Origin of the sequence: Falsirhodobacter sp. 1013 (assembly GCF_051195255.1) — a bacterium.
In the GTDB taxonomy this organism is placed as follows: Bacteria; Pseudomonadota; Alphaproteobacteria; order Rhodobacterales; family Rhodobacteraceae; genus Falsirhodobacter.
The window spans coordinates 405,629-421,474 of sequence record NZ_JBNJLK010000001.1 but is presented as its reverse complement, the minus strand read 5'-3'; the positions used below and the strand labels follow the sequence as shown (position 1 = coordinate 421,474).

Sequence of the window (15,846 nt, the reverse complement as noted above, 5' to 3'; positions counted from 1 at the left end):
AACGCGCGAGATGTTCCGTCTTTACGATCCCTTTACGCCCGACCCTGCATTCCGAATGGCGCCCTTACGCGCCCCGGCGCCATCTCCCTCTTATCGAAAGACAGGAGATGTGGATGTCGGATCTAATCTATCTTGCCCTTGGCCTTGGCGGGTTCGCGGCCTTCGCCGGTGCGGTGCACCTGATCGGAAGGGTGTGACGCGCATGTTCGACCTGATCCTCGGGCTGGGCGTGGCGACCGGCCTTTTCGTGTTCCTTGTTCTGGCGCTTGCCCGCCCCGGCCGTGGCTGAGGGGGCATCATGACCGATCTTCTGGCCTTTGCCCTGTTCGCCGCGCTGCTGACGGCGGCGGGCTGGCTGCTGGCCGCGCACATGACGCGCGTCTATGACGCAGCCCCTGTTCATGCCGCGGAAAAAGGTCTTTATCGTCTGGCCGGCATCCGGACGGACCTTCCGCAGGACGGGCGCAGCTATGCGCTGGCCGCGCTGGCCTTCAACGCCGCCGGCTTCGTGCTGCTTTACGCCATCCTGCGCGCGCAGGCGATGTTGCCGCTGAACCCCGATGGGGTCGGGGCCATGGCCCCGCATCTGGCGTTCAACACCGCCATCAGCTTTGTCACCAACACCAACTGGCAGGCCTATTCCGGAGAGGTGCAGCTGTCCTACCTGTCGCAGATGGCGGGTCTGACGGTGCAGAACTTTGTCTCCGCCGCAACCGGCATGGCGGTGGGCGTGGCCGTGATCCGCGGTTTTGCGGGCCGCCCCTTGGGCAACTTCTGGGCGGACATGACCCGTTCGGTCCTGTATGTGCTGATCCCGCTGTCGGTGGTGCTGGGGGGGGTGCTGATCCTGCAAGGCGTGCCGCAGACGCTGCTGGGCACCGCCCATGTGACGACGCTGGAAGGGGCGGATCAGGCGATCGCCCGCGGCCCCGCCGCCGCCCAGATCGCGATCAAGCAGCTGGGCACGAACGGCGGCGGCTTCTTCGGCGTGAACTCTGCCCATCCGCTGGAAAATCCCACCGTCCTGTCGAACATGGCGCAGGTCTTCGCAATCCTGCTGATCCCCGTGGCCTTCTGCTTCCTGTTCGGCCGCATGGTCCGCGACAGGCGGCAGGGCTGGGCGATCTTCGCGGCCATGGGCCTTCTGTTCGTGGCGGGGCTGGCCGTGATCCATGTCTCGGAACTGGGGGGCAACCCGCTTCTGGGCGCCGGTCCCAACCTTGAAGGGAAGGAGATGCGCTTTGGCGCCGCCCTGTCCTCCCTTTGGGCCGAGGCGACGACGGCGGCCTCCAACGGCTCCGTCAACGCGATGCATGACAGCTTCATGCCCTTGTCCGGTCTGGTGATGATCGTGAACATCGCGCTGGGCGAGGTGATCTTCGGCGGCGTGGGCGCGGGCCTTTACGGGATGCTTCTGTATGTCGTGCTGGCCGTGTTCCTGGCCGGCCTGATGGTGGGCCGCACCCCCGAATACCTTGGCCGCAAGATCGAGGCGCGGGAGGTCACGCTGGCCGTGCTGGCCTTCCTGTCGATCCCGCTGGGCATCCTTGTGGGGGCCGCCATCTCGGCCACGGTGCCGCAGGCCGCGGCGTCGGTGCAGGACGCGGGCCCCCACGGGTTGGGAGAGATTCTTTACGCCTACGCCTCGGCCGTGGGGAACAACGGGTCGGCCTTCGCGGGCTGGGGGGCCGCAAGCCAATGGCAGACGACGGCGCTGGGCCTTCTGATGCTGCTGGGGCGTTACGCCGTGATCCTGCCGATGCTGGCCATCGCGGGATCGCTGTCGGTGAAACGGCAAAGCGTGTCCGGCGCCGGCACCTTCCCGACCCATGGCCCGCTGTTCGTGGTGCTGCTGATCGTCACGGTGGTGATCTTCGGCGCGCTGACCTTCTTCCCGGTTCTTGCCCTTGGCCCGGTCGCGGAATTCACCGCGCTGCTGGCCGGGCAAAGCTTCTGACAAGGACGATGACGATGTCCAACCTGCAAATGGCGGCCAGGGCCGCCGTGCTGAAGCTGCACCCCCGCGCGCTGAAGGCCAACCCCGTGATCTTCGTGACCGCCATCGTGGCGGCGATGACCACGGTGCTGGCGCTGCGCGATCTTCTGACGGGGGCGGCGGGGGCGGGGGTGAACCTGCAGATCGCGCTGTGGCTGTGGATCTGCGTGCTCTTCGCCAACCTGGCCGAGGCGCTGGCCGAAGGTCGCGGCAAGGCCCGCGCCGACAGCCTGCGCGCCACCAAGGCCGAAACCACCGTGCGCCTTCTGGCCAGCCTGGACGATTCCGCCCCACGCGAGGTTCCGTCCTCGGCCCTGAAGGCGGGGCAGCTTGTGCGCGTGGACGCGGGCGACCTGATCCCCACGGATGCCGAGGTGGTGCGCGGCGTCGCCTCGGTCGATGAATCCGCGATCACGGGCGAAAGCGCGCCGGTGATCCGCGAATCCGGCGGCGACCGGTCTTCCGTCACCGGGGGCACGCGCGTCGTGTCGGACCACCTGATCCTGCGGGTGGTGGCGGAACCGGGGAAAAGCTTCCTCGACCGCATGATCGCGATGGTGGAAGGCGCCGAACGCCAGAAGACCCCGAACGAGATCGCGCTGAACATCCTGCTGGCCGGCCTGACGCTGATCTTCCTGATCGTCGTCGTCACGCTTGAGCCGTTCGCGCGATTTTCGGGCTTCGTGATCCCCGTCATCACCCTGGCCGCGCTGTTCGTGACGCTGATCCCTACGACGATCGGCGGCCTTCTGTCGGCCATCGGCATCGCGGGCATGGACCGGCTGGTGCGCGCCAACGTCATCGCGAAATCGGGCCGCGCGGTCGAAGCCGCGGGCGACGTGGACACGCTGCTGCTGGACAAGACGGGCACCATCACCTTCGGCAACCGCATGGCCGACGCCTTCGTGGCGGCGCAGGGCGTGGCCGAGGCCGATCTGGTGCGCGCCGCCTGGCTCGCCTCCTTGGCCGACGACACGCCGGAAGGGAAGTCCATCGTGGCGCTGGCCGACCGCATGGGCACCCACACGCCGCAGGCGGGGGAGCCCGTGGAGTTTTCCGCCCAAACCCGCCTTTCGGGCGTGGACCTGCCCGACCGCACGCTGCGCAAAGGCGCGGTGGATGCGGTGGAACGCTTTACGGGCACCGCCGCCGATCCGGCCCTGCGCGACGCCATCGACGGCATCGCGCGGTCGGGGGGCACCCCGCTTCTGGTGGCGGAGGGTGCGCGCATCCTGGGTGCGATCCATCTGAAGGACGTGATCAAGCCCGGTGTACGCGAACGCTTTGCCGAACTGCGCGCCATGGGCATCCGCACGGTGATGATCACGGGCGACAACCCGGTCACCGCCGCCTCCATCGCGGCGGAAGCCGGGGTGGACGACGTTCTGGCCGAGGCGACGCCCGAGATGAAGCTGGACTACATCCGGCGCGAACAGGCAGGCGGGCGGCTGGTCGCCATGTGCGGCGACGGGTCGAACGACGCGCCGGCGCTGGCGCAGGCCGATGTGGGCGTGGCCATGAACTCCGGCACTCCGGCTGCGAAGGAGGCCGCGAACCTGATCGATCTGGACAGTGACCCCACGAAGCTGATCGAGATCGTGATGGTGGGCAAGCAGCTCCTCATCTCGCGCGGGGCGCTGACCACGTTTTCCATCGCCAATGACGTGGCGAAATACTTCGCGATCCTGCCCGCGCTATTCGTGGGCGCGTTCCCGGGGCTGCAGGCGCTGAACATCATGCGCCTGAACCCCGACAGCGCGATCCTGTCGGCGGTGATCTTCAACGCGCTGGTGATTGTGGCGCTGATCCCGCTGGCGCTGCGTGGCGTGCGCTACCGCCCCTCCAGCGCGGCCGCGCTTCTGCGCCGCAACCTGACGATCTACGGCCTTGGCGGGCTGGTCGCGCCGTTCCTTGGCATCAAGGCCATCGACATGGCCGTGATCGCGCTGGGCCTTGCATGATGAAGGAGATGACGATGATCCGTCCCGCGCTGACCTTGATCGGCCTGATGACCCTGCTGACCGGCCTTGCCTATCCACTGGCCATGACCGGCCTTGCCACCGCGCTGGTGCCGGAAAAGGCCGCGGCCAGCCTGATCCTGCGCGACGGGCAGCCGGTTGGTTCCACCCTGGTGGGGCAGGGGTTCACGGCGGCCGCGTATCTGCATCCCCGACCCTCGGCCGTGGACTATGATGCGGCGGCCGGGGCGGGCACGAACCTTGGCCCCACGTCCGACACCTTGCGGCAGGCCGTGGCGGACCACCGCGCGGTGTGGGAGGCGGAGAAGGGCACGCCCGCGCCCATGGACGCGCTGACGGCCTCCGCCTCGGGGCTGGACCCCGACATCTCTCTCGCCAACGCACGGGGGCAGGCGCGGCGCATCGCCGAAGCACGGGGCGTGCCCTTGGCCGAGGTGCTGGCGGTGCTGGCGGCACACGAACAGCCTCCCCTCTGGGGGCTTTACGGCACGCATCGGGTGAACGTGCTGGCGGCGAACCTGGCCCTTGACGCGGCGCATCCCATGGCGCCTGCTGCGCCCTGAGGAAAACCGATGCCCGACACCCGCCCCGATCCCGAAGCCCTTCTGGCCGAAGCCCGCCGGATCGGGCGCGGGCGGCTGAAGATCTTCCTTGGGGCGGCGCCGGGCGTGGGCAAGACCTTCGCCATGCTGGCGGCGGCGGCGCGCCGTGCCGAAGGGGGCGACGCCGTCCTGATCGGCGTCGTTGAAACCCATGGCCGGGCCGAGACGGAGGCGATGGTCCGCGGCCTGACCGTCCTGCCACGACGTCCCTTCCTGCACGCGGGCCGCATCCTGCACGAACTGGACGTGGACGCGCTGATCGCGGCGCGCCCCGGTCTGGCCCTGATCGACGAACTGGCGCATTCCAACCTGTCCGGCAGCCGCCACGACAAGCGCTGGCAGGATGTGGAGGATGTGCTGGCCGCCGGCATCGACGTCTACACCACGCTGAACGTCCAGCATGTGGAAACGCTGAACGACACGGTGGCCCGCATCACCAATGTCCGCGTGCGCGAAACCGTCCCCGACCGCGTTCTGGAACAGGCGGACGAGATCGAGCTGATCGACCTGCCCCCGGACGAGCTGCTGGAGCGGCTGCGCGCGGGCAAGGTCTATGTGCAGGATCAGGCGGCCCGTGCGGTCGCCAGCTTCTTTGCCAAGGGCAACCTGACGGCGCTGCGCGAACTGGCCATGCGGACGGCGGCGGACCGCATCGACGCGCAGTTGCAGGAACACATGGCCGCCCATGCCATCGCCGGCCCTTGGCCCACGCAGGAACGCATCCTCGTGCTGCTGCCCGAAGGGGCGGTGGGGCGCGACGCGGTGCGGATCGCCAAGCGTTCGGCCGACCGGGCGCGGGTCGAATGGCTGGCGGTGGCGCTGACCAGCCTGAACGGGCCGGGCGATCCCGCCCCCGACGCGCTGCGTCTGGCCGAACGTCTGGGGGCCGACGTGTCGGTCGTGCAGGCCGAAGGCGACGCCACGGCCGAGATCCTGGCCTTTGCCCAGCGCCGCAACGTCCGCCGCATCGTGCTGCCCCGCCCAAGCCCGCGCGCCTGGGGCCGGCTGCTGCCCAACCCGCACGAACGCCTTCTGCGCGGCCTGCTGCGCCACGCCCTGCAGTTCGAACTGACGCTGGTCACGGATCAGGAAGCGACCCGCCAGCGCCGCCGCCCCCAGCGCCCCACGGCACCGTCCCTGCGGGGAGTGGCCATCGTCTGCGCGGCCGTTCTGGGCACGACGGTTCTGGCGCGCCTGATCCAGCCCATGTTCCCTGTGGTCAGCCTGCCGCTTCTGTACATGACGACCGTGGTCGCCGTCGCCTCGCGCATGGGGCGCTGGCCGGCCGTGCTGGCGGCGGGATTCAGCTTTCTGGTCTACAACTTCCTCTTCACCTCGCCCTACTACACGTTCCGCATCTGGAACCGCGGGCAGCTGCTGACGCTGGTGCTGTTCCTCGCCGCCTCCATCCTGACGGGGAACCTGGCGGCGCGGCTGCGCGAACGGGTGATCGCGCAGCGGGCCATCGCGGACCGGACGGGCAAGCTTTACGACTTTTCCCGAAAGGCCGCCGCCGCTGCCGCCTTCGACGAGGTGGTGTGGGCCGCCGTCAGCCATGTGGCGGCGGTGCTGGGCTGCCGTTCCATCCTGCTGGTGCCCGAAGGCGACCGTCTGGCCATCGTCGGGGCCTTCCCGCCCGAGGATCGGCTGGGCCCGCGTGAACTGTCCGCCGCCCGCTGGTGCTTCGATCACGGCGAACCGGCGGGCCACGGATCGGGCACCCTTCCTGCGGCGGACTGGCTGTTCCTGCCCCTGTCGGCGGGTGAACGTCGCATCGGCACGTTGGGCATCGCTTTCGACGACGGGCGCAGCGCGCAGGCGTCGGATCGCCGTCTGCTGGACGCGCTGACCGACCAGGTGGCGCTGGCGCTGGAACGCATCCGCCTGTCGGACGACCTTGCCCAGACCCGCGTCACCTCCGAGGCGGAGCGGCTGCGCTCGGCCCTCCTCTCCTCGGTCAGCCACGACCTGCGCACGCCCCTCGTTTCCATCCTCGGCGCGGCGGAGGGGCTGGAGGAACCGTCCCTGACCGAAGACACGCGCGCGGCCCTTCTGTCCATCGTGCGCGAGGAAGGGGAACGGCTGGACCGCTACATCCAGAACCTTCTGGACATGACGCGGCTGGGGCACGGGGCGCTGAAGCCGAACGCCGTGCCGACGGACCTGCGCGAACTGGCGGGCATGGCGCGGCACCGCCTGCGTCGGTCTTTGAAGGGCCGGCCCATCGACGTGTTCATCCCTGCCGATCTGGCCCCCGCACAGGTGGACCCGGTGCTGATGGAACAGGTTCTGGTCAACCTTCTGGACAACGCGGCGAAATATGCGGGGCCGGGCGTGCCGATCCGCATCGGCGCCCGCCTGTCCGGCCCCCGCGTGACCCTGTGGGTGGAGGATGACGGCCCCGGCCTGCCACCGGGGGCGGAGGATCAGGTCTTCGACATGTTCTGGCGCGCGGGGCAGGGCGATGGCCGCGGCACTGGCGCTGGGCTAGGCCTTGCGATCTGCCGGGGGATCGTGGAGGCTCATGGCGGAACGATCCACGCCCGCGCCACCCATCCCGACGGCCACGGCGCGCGGATCGAGATGACCTTGCCCCTGACCCGTCCGGAGAGCCCTGCATGAGCGCCCGCATCCTTGTCGTGGAGGACGACGCCCCGATCCGCCGCTTCCTGCGCGTCGCGCTGGAAGGGGAGGGCCATGCCGTCACCGAAGCCGTCACCGCCCGCGAAGGCATCGCCCGCGCCGCGCGCGAGGATCCGGACGTCATCATCCTCGACCTTGGCCTGCCCGATGCCGACGGGCTGACGGTGCTGCGGGCGGTGCGCGAATGGACGCAGACGCCGGTCCTGATCCTGTCCGTGCGGGACGGGGATGCGGGCAAGATCGCGGCGCTGGACGCGGGCGCGCAGGATTACGTGACGAAGCCCTTTTCCACCGGAGAACTGCTGGCGCGCCTGCGAAGCCTTTTGCGCGACCGGGCGCGGCCCGTGGCCCCGGCCGTGCTGATACTCGATGGGCTGGAGATCGACCGCACCGACCACCGCGCCACGCTGGACGGCAAGGACCTGCGCCTGACGCGGAAGGAATTCGACCTTCTGTGGCTGCTGGCCAGCCATGCGGGCCGCCTTGTCACGCAGGACATGATACTGAAGGCGATCTGGGGCCCGGCCCATGCCGAGGACAGCCAGTATCTGCGCGTCTATATCCGCCAGTTGCGGGCCAAGCTGGGGGATGACGCGGGCAACCCCCGCTGGATCTTCACCGAGCCGGGCGTCGGCTACCGGCTGTCCTCCGGGGCCTGATCAGTCCAGCCGGAAGGTCTTGGTGCGGCTTTGCGCGCCCTGCACCAGCACAAGGCGCGACGGCGCGACATCCAGATGCCGCGCCAGAAGCTTGCGGGCCGCCTCGGTCGCCTTGCCGTTTTCCGGCACGGCGGTCACGAGGATCCGGAGCGGGCCGCCCTCTTCGGACGGGCGCACCTCGTTGCGCGACGCGCGGGGCGTGACGCGCACCCTGATCGCGGTGCTATCCGCGGACAGGGGCCACCTGCCGCACCCGTGCCACCGCCTGGGCGATGGCCGCGCTCAGCTCCGCCTGACCGTAGGGCTTTTCCAGCCGCGTGGCATGGTTGCACTCGATCGCGCTGTCGCCGGTGGCCAGCACGATGGCCATGTCCGGATGGGCCTCCAGAACCTGTTCGATCAGTTGCAGGCCGGACATGCGCGGCAGGTTCAGGTCGGTGACCAGAACCTCCACCGTGCGGCCCTGCAGCATCATCAGCGCTTCCTCGGCGCTGGCGGCGGCGCAGACGGTGTGGCCCATGTCTTCCAGAAGGTCCGCCGTGCTCATCCGGATCAGGGCGTCATCCTCCACCAGCATGATCCCGTGGGTGCGGGCAGCAGTCGGAGCGGCGGCGGGCGGCGTCACGGGGGCCTTGGGCGCGGCGCCCTTCCGGCGTTGCGCCTCGTTCGCCAGCACGTGGCGCACCTTCCGGGCCAGCGCCTCGCGGGTGTAGGGCTTGGAGATCAGCTCCACCCCCGCGTCCAGACGTCCGCCATGCACGATGGAGTTTTCGGTGTAGCCCGAGGTGAACAGCACCGCGAGGTCGGGCAGACGCTCCTTCGCCTTGCGGGCCAGTTCCGGGCTTTTCAGCGTGCCGGGCATGACGACGTCGGTGAACAGAAGGTCGATCTTGATGCCGCTTTCGATCACGGTCAGACCCGATTGCGCGTCCACCGCCCGCAGCACGCTGTAGCCAAGCTCGGTCAGCAGCTCGACCACGGTGTTGCGGACATCCTCGTCATCCTCCACCACAAGCACGGTTTCGGTGCCGCCCTTGACGGGTTCGTTGACGGCCACGACCTCCACATCCTCGCTTTCCAGTGCGCGGGGCAGGTACAGGCGGATGGTGGTGCCGTGGCCCACTTCGGAATAGATCTTGATGTGGCCGCCCGACTGCTTGACGAAGCCGTAAACCATCGACAAGCCCAGACCCGATCCCTTGCCTTCCCCCTTGGTGGAGAAGAAGGGCTCGAACACGCGGGCCAGAACCTCGGGCGTCATGCCGCAGCCGGTGTCGGTCACGGCCAGCATCACGTATTGGCCGGCCTCCACCTCCTCATGCGAACGGGCATAGGTTTCGTCCAGGCTGGCATTGCCGAGTTCGATCGTCAGCTTGCCCTGACCGTCCATCGCGTCTCGGGCATTGATGGCGAGGTTCAGCAGCGCGTTCTCGATCTGCGTGGGGTCGATGAAGGTGTTCCACAGGCTGCCGCCGGCGATGGTCTCGATCTCGATCCCTTCGCCCAGCGCGCGGTGCAGCATGTCATCCATGTTGCGCACGAATCGCGTCACGTTAACGACCCGGGGTTCCAGCGCCTGACGGCGGCCGAAGGCCAGCAGCTGGGCGGCAAGCTTCGCCCCCCGCGCCACGCCCGCCATGGCGTTGGACACGCGGCGCTCGGCGCGCTCGTTGTTCATCACGTCGGTCGCCAGAAGCTGGAGGTTGCCCGACACGACCTGCAACAGATTGTTGAAGTCATGCGCAATGCCGCCGGTCAGCTTGCCGATGCTTTCCATCTTCTGCGCCTGCGCCAGCGCCACCTGCGCCTGACGGCGTTCGTCCACGGCGGCGATGATGCGCGCTTCCAGCGTCTCGTTCAGGGTGCGAAGCTGTTCCTCGGCCCGTTCGCGGTGACGGATCTGGCGTTGCAGATCCTCGGCATGGCGCACAAGGGCGGTTTCGGCCAGGCGCTGCGCGGTGATGTCGGTGTGGATGCCCACCCATTCGCGAATGGCGCCCTGTTCGTCGAAGATCGGCACGGCGCGGATTGCGAAATGGCACCATGTGCCGTCGGCGCGCCGCACGCGGTGTTCGTGCACGAAGGTCGACTTGGACGCGACCGCGTCCTGCCACGTCGCGACCGAGGCGCCGCGATCGTCGGGGTGAACCGCTTCGGCCCAGCCAAGGCCTTGATATTCTGCCGGGCTTTGGCCCGTCAGCTTGGCCCAGCCGGGCTGTTCGCCTTCCATCCGCCCATCGGGCGTGTTGGTCCACAGAACGCCGTGAACCGCGCCGACCGCCGCCGCGAACCGTTCGTTGCTGCGCTTCAGGTCACGCTGGGTCTGGACGAGGGTGGTTGTTTCCAGCACCGTGCACAGCACGCCGCCGACCGATCCATCCGTTTCACGGATGGGGGTGTAGAACAGGTCGAAGACCAGTTCCTCCACCTCTCCGTGTCGCAGAAGGGACATGGGCTGGTTGCGATAGGTTTGCGCCTGGCCGCGCAAGCCGGCGTCCAGCACGCGGCTGTTGAAGTCCCACACCTCGGAAAGCACGACCGCGACCTGTCCGCCAAGGGCGCCAGGGTGGTAGCCGCCCAAAATCTCGCGATAGGCGTCGTTGTAGATCATCCGGTGGTCGGCGCCCCACAGCATCACCTTGGGGATGGGGGAGTTCACGATCGTGTCCACGCCGGACCGCAGCGCCTGCGACCAGTCCGTGATGGGACCAAGGGGGGTGCTTGCCCAGTCGAACTCCGCGATCAGGGCCGCGGTCTCGCTGTCTCCGGACAGCCATAGCGGGCGGGCGTGGTTCAACTCGGTCAAATATCTTTCCCCCGGAATGAACGGAAGGGCAAGCCTTGGCTCACCCTTCACGACAGGACCTATTTAAGGGTTTGTCCCGGCGTTTCCAGAGGGGAAACGCGTACCCTTGCGTCACCCCTCGAAGGGGCGGTCGCCGTTCGCGTCCTTGATGCGGGTCGGCAGGCCCATGGTGTTCAGAAGGGCCAGGAACGGCTTGGGGTCCAGTTCCTCCACGTTGACCATCTTCGCCACGTCCCAGGTGCCGTCGGCCAGCAGGAGCGCTGCGGCCACCGGCGGTACGCCGGCGGTGTAGCTGATGCCTTGGCTGCCCGTTTCCTCGAACGCGTCCTTGTGGTCGGCGACGTTGTAGATGAACGTCTCGACGTCCTTGCCGTCCTTCGTGCCCTTCACGATGTCGCCGATGCAGGTCTTGCCGACATAGTCGGGGGCAAGGCTTGCGGGATCGGGCAGCACGGCCTTCACCACCTTCAGCGGGATGACTTCCAGCCCCTCGGCCGTGGTCACGGGCTTTTCGGACAGAAGGCCCAGCTTGTTCAGCACGGTGAACACGTTGATGTAGTGATCGCCAAAGCCCATCCAGAAGCGCACATCGGCCCCCGGATAGTTCGCGGACAGCGAATGCACCTCGTCATGGCCGGTCATGTAGGCCTTCTGCTTGCCGACGACGGGCAGGTCGAACTCCTGTCCCACCTCGAACATGGCGTTTTCCTGCCATGCGCCCTTCTGCCAGCTGTAGACGGTGCCGGTGAATTCACGGAAGTTGATCTCCGGATCGAAGTTGGTGGAAAACCAGCGCCCGTGCGAGCCTGCGTTGATGTCCACGATGTCGATGGACGTGACCGTGTCCATCTGGTCCGCCGCCAGCCGTGCATAGGCGTTGACCACGCCCGGATCGAAGCCCACGCCCAGGATGGCCGTGACGCCCGCCTCGGCGCAGCGCGCGCGCCGCTTCCATTCGTAGTTGCCGTACCACGGCGGGATCTCGCAGATCTTGGCCGGATCCTCGTGGATGGCCGTGTCCAGATAGGCGGTGCCGGTCTGGATGCAGGCTTCCAGCACGGTCATGTTCACGAAGGCCGATCCGACGTTGATCACGATCTGCGCGCCGGTGTCGCGGATCAGCGCGGCGACCGCGTCGGAATTCATCGCGTCCACGGCATGGGCCTTGAACACGCCGGGGGTCTTCATCGATCCCTTTTCGTTGACCGACGCAAGGATGGCCTCGCATTTCGCGACCGTGCGCGAGGCGATGTGCAAATCGCCCAGCCGGTCGTTGTTCTGCGCGCACTTGTGCGCCACCACTTGCGCGACGCCGCCGGCGCCGATGATCAACACGTTTCGCTTCACTTCGAACCGTCTCCTTTAAGGACAGAGGGAAGGTGCCAGCCAGTGGCTGACGGGGGGAGGGAGGTCAGCCGAGGCTGCTCTCGTAATCGGCATAGCCGAATTCGCGGACGACACGTTCCGTGCCATCCAGTTCACGCACGACGATGCTTGGCATCTTCACGCCGTTGAACCAGTTCTTCTTCACCATGGTGTAGCCCGCCGCGTCCGCGATCGACAGTCGGTCGCCCACCTTCAGCGGCGCGGGGAAGACGAAATCGCCATAGATGTCGCCGGCCAGGCAGGACTTGCCCGCCACCTGGTATTCATGGGGTCCCGAGGTCAGCATCTTGCCCGGAATGCGGTAGATCAGCAGGTCCAGCATGTGCGCCTCGACCGAGCTGTCGACGATCGCCAGCTTCTTGCCGTTGTCGAGGATGTCGAGAACCGTCACCTCGAGGCTCGCGGTGTTGGTGATCGACGCCTCGCCCGGCTCCAGATAGACCTGCACGCCGAAGCGTTGCGAAAACGCCTTCAGGCGCGTGGCCAGCTTGTCCAGCGGGTAGCCTGCGCCGGTGAAGTGGATGCCGCCGCCCAGGCTGACCCATTTCACCTGTTCCAGAAGGTTTCCGAAGCGGGTTTCGATGTCCGACAGCTGGCGGTCGAACAGGTCGAAATCCCCGTTCTCGCAGTTGTAATGGATCATGAAGCCCGAGATGCGGTCGATCACGGCCGTGATCTTCTCCGCATCCCATTCGCCCAGCCGGCTGAACTTCCGCGCCGGATCCGCCAGATCGAAGCCGGAGGTGGAGATGCCGGGGTTCAGGCGCAGACCACGCTCGATCCCTGCCGCACGGTCCTCGAACCGCTCCAGCTGGCCGATGGTGTTGAAGATGATCTTGTCGGCGTAGCTCACGGCCTCGTCGATCTCGTCCTCGCCCCAGGCGACGGAATAGGCGTGGGTTTCCTTGCCGAACTTTTCGCGTCCCAGCCGCAGTTCGAACAGGCTGGAGGAGGTGGTGCCCGCCATGTGGGGCTGCATCACGTCGAAGACGGGCCAGGTGGCGAAGCATTTCAGCGCCAGCAGGGCCTTCGCGCCCGACGCCTCGCACAGGCGTTCCACGATCTGCATGTTGCGCAGGACCGCAGCCTTGTCGATCAGGTAGTAGGGTGTCTGGATCATGGCGCGCCCCCCGCAGGACCAAAGGGAAAGTGAGGCGCGTACATATGGCCCCCCCTTTCCACGTGCAAGCGTTTTGCCCGTGGGGCGTGACAGGGGCATGACAGGACGTTATGGGAGCCGCCATGAACGAGCTTCCCGATTTCCCGCCCGCGCCTGATTTCCGGCACGAGGACGACGCCCGCACCCGCGGCTTCCTGTGCATCGCCGGCGTGGACGAGGTGGGCCGCGGCCCGCTGGCCGGCCCCGTCACGGCCGCCGCCGTCTGCCTGCACCCCGACCGCATTCCCGCGGGCCTGAACGATTCCAAGAAGCTGACGGCCGCGCGGCGCGAGGCGCTGGCCGCCGAGATCCATGCCGTGGCCGAGGTGTGCATCGCCCATGCCAGTGTGGAGGAGATCGACAGCCTCAACATCCTGTGGGCCAGCCATCTGGCGATGCGGCGGGCGGTGGCGGGGCTGGCGCGGATCGCCGATTGCGTGCTGGTGGACGGCAACCTGAAGGTGCGGGATCTGGCTTGCCATTGCGTGCCGCTGGTGAAGGGCGACGCGCGGTCCCTGTCCATCGCCGCTGCGTCGATCGTGGCCAAGGTGGAACGGGACCGGATCATGTGCGAATTGGCGCAGGCGCATCCGGGCTACGGGTGGGAGCGGAACGCGGGCTATGGCACGGCTCAGCATCAGGCCGCGCTGCAAGATCTGGGGATAACTCCGCACCATAGACGTTCGTTCAAAACCATCCACAATATCTTGTATCAAGTGGAAATCTTAACCTCTTGATTCATTAATAGAATTGACCTTACCCCCAATTCTGTCCCATGTTTTATCCACAAGACCACGGCGCAAAGCCGGGAAGCATTGAGGCGGATACATGGCAAAGACCGGGGTCAAGGCGGCGAAATCGCTGCCCCTGAACGATATTCTTTCGGGGGACTGCGTGGAGGCGATGAACGCCCTTCCCGAATCGAGCGTCGATCTGATCTTCGCCGATCCGCCCTACAACCTTCAGCTGAAGGGCGAGTTGCACCGCCCGGACAACAGCCGGGTCGACGCCGTGGACGACGCCTGGGACCAGTTCGCCTCTTTCCAGGCCTATGACACGTTCACGCGGGCCTGGCTGGCGGCCGCGCGCCGCATCCTGAAGCCGAACGGGGCCATCTGGGTCATCGGCAGCTATCACAACATCTTCCGTGTGGGTGCGGCGTTGCAGGACCAGGGGTTCTGGATGCTGAACGACGTGATCTGGCGCAAGTCGAACCCGATGCCGAACTTTCGCGGCAAGCGGCTGACCAACGCGCATGAAACGCTGATCTGGGCGTCGAAGTCGGAAAAGTCGAAATACACCTTCAACTACGAAGCGATGAAGGCGTCGAACGACGATCTTCAGATGCGTTCCGACTGGACCTTGCCGATCTGCACCGGGCACGAACGCCTGAAGGACGCCAACGGCGACAAGGCGCATCCGACGCAAAAGCCGGAATCTCTGCTGCACCGCGTGCTCTTGGCCACGACCAATCCCGGCGATGTCGTGCTGGACCCGTTCTTCGGCACGGGCACCACGGGCGCCGTGGCCAAGATGCTGGGCCGCAACTTCATCGGGATCGAGCGTGAGGAGGCCTATCGCGCCATCGCGGCCGAGCGCATTTCCCGCGTGCGGGTGCTGGACGCGGCGGCGCTGGAGGTGACGGGGTCCAAGCGCGCCGAACCGCGGGTGCCCTTCGGCACGCTGGTGGAACGCGGCATGCTGCGCCCGGGCGAGAATCTCTATTCGGTCGGCAACCGCCACAGCGCCAAGGTGCGCGCGGACGGCACGCTGGCCTTTGCCGACGTGAAGGGCTCCATCCATCAGGTGGGCGCAAGGCTGGAAGGCGCGCCGTCCTGCAACGGCTGGACCTATTGGCACATCCAGCGCGAAGGCAAGCTGATCCCCATCGACACCCTGCGCCAGCAGATCCGGGCCGAAATGGTCTGATCCGAAGGACGTTGCCCGCATCGCGGCGCTGCCTGCGCGATGCGACTTGCCCTGCCGTTTCGACGGCAGGGTTTTTTCATGCCTTGCCGTTGATCACCTCGAAGATGAACCAGAAGCTGCCCGTGGACAGGATGGCCGCGATCAGGATCACCAGCCCGTCGCGCGCCATCAGGCCCAGCCCCATCAGCGCGATTGCCCCCATCGGGATGGACGAGGCGAAGGGCAGCAGTTCCAACGGCGGCACGGTGCAGCACAAAAGGATGCACAGCACCGCCACGACCCGCAGCCCGGCCCCTCCCGCGATCTTCTGCAGGCGCGGGCGCAGCAGGCGGTCCAGCCAGCCGGCGGGCTTGTCGATCCACTCCATCCCCTTCTTCAGCTTGTCCCCACCGATCTTGCGGTTGTCGAGAAAGCCGGGAAGCCACAGGTGCTTTCGCCCGAAGGCGAGTTGCGCCGAAATGATGGCGATGATCAGCGCGATCACCGTGGGCAGGCCGGGAATGCCGCCGATCGGGCTCAGCTCGATCAGGGCGGGGACGGCCAGGAAGGGGCCGTAGCTTCGTTGCCCCATCGTGTCGCGGATGTCGTGAACGGAAACCTCGTCCCGCTCATCGCCCAGATCGCGCAGGCGCGCGACGATATCCTGAAGGTCTTGTTCATGCTCGGCCATGCGCGGGGAACGCCAGA

13 protein-coding genes are annotated in these 15,846 nt (G+C 67.2%); 8 read left to right on the top strand and 5 right to left on the bottom strand.

The window, feature by feature from the left end; translation table 11 throughout:
• Positions 1-193: 193 nt before the first annotated feature.
• The 6 genes from ACSHZY_RS02190 to ACSHZY_RS02165 are packed head-to-tail and all read left to right on the top strand — an operon-like array spanning position 194 to position 7,879.
• The gene (locus ACSHZY_RS02190) at positions 194-289 is read left to right on the top strand and encodes a K(+)-transporting ATPase subunit F (RefSeq protein ID WP_435164749.1); all 96 of its coding nucleotides are present in this window, start codon (positions 194-196) and stop codon (positions 287-289) included.
• 9 nt (positions 290-298) lie between these two features.
• Positions 299-1,957 carry a potassium-transporting ATPase subunit KdpA gene (gene kdpA / locus ACSHZY_RS02185; protein WP_435164746.1) on the top strand — a complete coding sequence of 553 codons (1,659 nt, stop codon included), beginning with the start codon at positions 299-301 and terminating at the stop codon, positions 1,955-1,957.
• A gap of 14 nt (positions 1,958-1,971) precedes the next feature.
• Positions 1,972-3,957: a potassium-transporting ATPase subunit KdpB gene (gene kdpB / locus ACSHZY_RS02180; protein WP_435164744.1), complete on the top strand. Its 1,986-nt coding sequence runs from the start codon at positions 1,972-1,974 to the stop codon at positions 3,955-3,957.
• A gap of 8 nt (positions 3,958-3,965) precedes the next feature.
• A complete protein-coding gene (gene kdpC, locus ACSHZY_RS02175) occupies positions 3,966-4,538 on the top strand; it encodes a potassium-transporting ATPase subunit KdpC (RefSeq protein WP_435164742.1) in 573 nt (190 codons plus the stop codon).
• Positions 4,539-4,547: 9 nt separating this feature from the next.
• Positions 4,548-7,199 (top strand): DUF4118 domain-containing protein, encoded by a 2,652-nt coding sequence (locus ACSHZY_RS02170; RefSeq protein ID WP_435164739.1) that lies wholly within the window; start codon positions 4,548-4,550, stop codon positions 7,197-7,199.
• Positions 7,196-7,879, top strand: coding sequence for a response regulator (locus ACSHZY_RS02165; RefSeq protein WP_435164736.1), 684 nt, complete (start codon positions 7,196-7,198; stop codon positions 7,877-7,879). Before ACSHZY_RS02170 ends, ACSHZY_RS02165 begins: the two co-directional genes overlap by 4 nt.
• On the opposite strand, the gene ACSHZY_RS02160 is transcribed toward ACSHZY_RS02165, so the two are convergent.
• The 4 genes from ACSHZY_RS02160 to ACSHZY_RS02145 form a co-directional block, all read right to left on the bottom strand.
• Positions 7,880-8,095, bottom strand: coding sequence for a DUF167 domain-containing protein (locus tag ACSHZY_RS02160; protein WP_435165443.1), 216 nt, complete (start codon positions 8,093-8,095; stop codon positions 7,880-7,882). It abuts the gene before it with no gap.
• Between the two features lie 7 nt (positions 8,096-8,102).
• Positions 8,103-10,685, bottom strand: a complete 2,583-nt coding sequence (locus tag ACSHZY_RS02155; protein WP_435164733.1) for a response regulator — start codon at positions 10,683-10,685, stop codon at positions 8,103-8,105.
• Between the two features lie 111 nt (positions 10,686-10,796).
• Positions 10,797-12,032 (bottom strand): saccharopine dehydrogenase family protein, encoded by a 1,236-nt coding sequence (locus ACSHZY_RS02150; RefSeq protein ID WP_435164730.1) that lies wholly within the window; start codon positions 12,030-12,032, stop codon positions 10,797-10,799.
• 64 nt (positions 12,033-12,096) lie between these two features.
• On the bottom strand, positions 12,097-13,191 hold the full coding sequence (locus ACSHZY_RS02145; RefSeq protein WP_435164728.1) for a carboxynorspermidine decarboxylase: 1,095 nt from the start codon (positions 13,189-13,191) through the stop codon (positions 12,097-12,099).
• A gap of 122 nt (positions 13,192-13,313) precedes the next feature.
• On the opposite strand from ACSHZY_RS02145, the gene ACSHZY_RS02140 reads away from it, so the two are divergent.
• Both ACSHZY_RS02140 and ACSHZY_RS02135 read left to right on the top strand, forming a co-directional pair.
• A complete protein-coding gene (locus ACSHZY_RS02140) occupies positions 13,314-13,967 on the top strand; it encodes a ribonuclease HII (protein WP_435164725.1) in 654 nt (217 codons plus the stop codon).
• A gap of 91 nt (positions 13,968-14,058) precedes the next feature.
• Complete coding sequence (locus ACSHZY_RS02135) at positions 14,059-15,159, top strand: site-specific DNA-methyltransferase (protein ID WP_435164722.1); 1,101 nt, start codon at positions 14,059-14,061, stop codon at positions 15,157-15,159.
• A gap of 76 nt (positions 15,160-15,235) precedes the next feature.
• Here the strand turns inward: ACSHZY_RS02135 and ACSHZY_RS02130 are convergent, their stop codons facing one another.
• Positions 15,236-15,829 (bottom strand): exopolysaccharide biosynthesis protein, encoded by a 594-nt coding sequence (locus ACSHZY_RS02130; protein ID WP_435164719.1) that lies wholly within the window; start codon positions 15,827-15,829, stop codon positions 15,236-15,238.
• Positions 15,830-15,846 lie beyond the last annotated feature (17 nt).

Coding starts and splice junctions, on each gene's coding strand:
- ACSHZY_RS02140 (WP_435164725.1), top strand. CDS start 13,314: ATGAACGAGCTTCCCGATTTCCCGCCCGCGCCTGATTTCCGGCACGAG.
- kdpA (WP_435164746.1), top strand. CDS start 299: ATGACCGATCTTCTGGCCTTTGCCCTGTTCGCCGCGCTGCTGACGGCG.
- ACSHZY_RS02130 (WP_435164719.1), bottom strand. CDS start 15,829: ATGGCCGAGCATGAACAAGACCTTCAGGATATCGTCGCGCGCCTGCGC.
- ACSHZY_RS02165 (WP_435164736.1), top strand. CDS start 7,196: ATGAGCGCCCGCATCCTTGTCGTGGAGGACGACGCCCCGATCCGCCGC.
- kdpC (WP_435164742.1), top strand. CDS start 3,966: ATGACGATGATCCGTCCCGCGCTGACCTTGATCGGCCTGATGACCCTG.
- kdpB (WP_435164744.1), top strand. CDS start 1,972: ATGTCCAACCTGCAAATGGCGGCCAGGGCCGCCGTGCTGAAGCTGCAC.
- ACSHZY_RS02135 (WP_435164722.1), top strand. CDS start 14,059: ATGGCAAAGACCGGGGTCAAGGCGGCGAAATCGCTGCCCCTGAACGAT.
- ACSHZY_RS02170 (WP_435164739.1), top strand. CDS start 4,548: ATGCCCGACACCCGCCCCGATCCCGAAGCCCTTCTGGCCGAAGCCCGC.
- ACSHZY_RS02145 (WP_435164728.1), bottom strand. CDS start 13,191: ATGATCCAGACACCCTACTACCTGATCGACAAGGCTGCGGTCCTGCGC.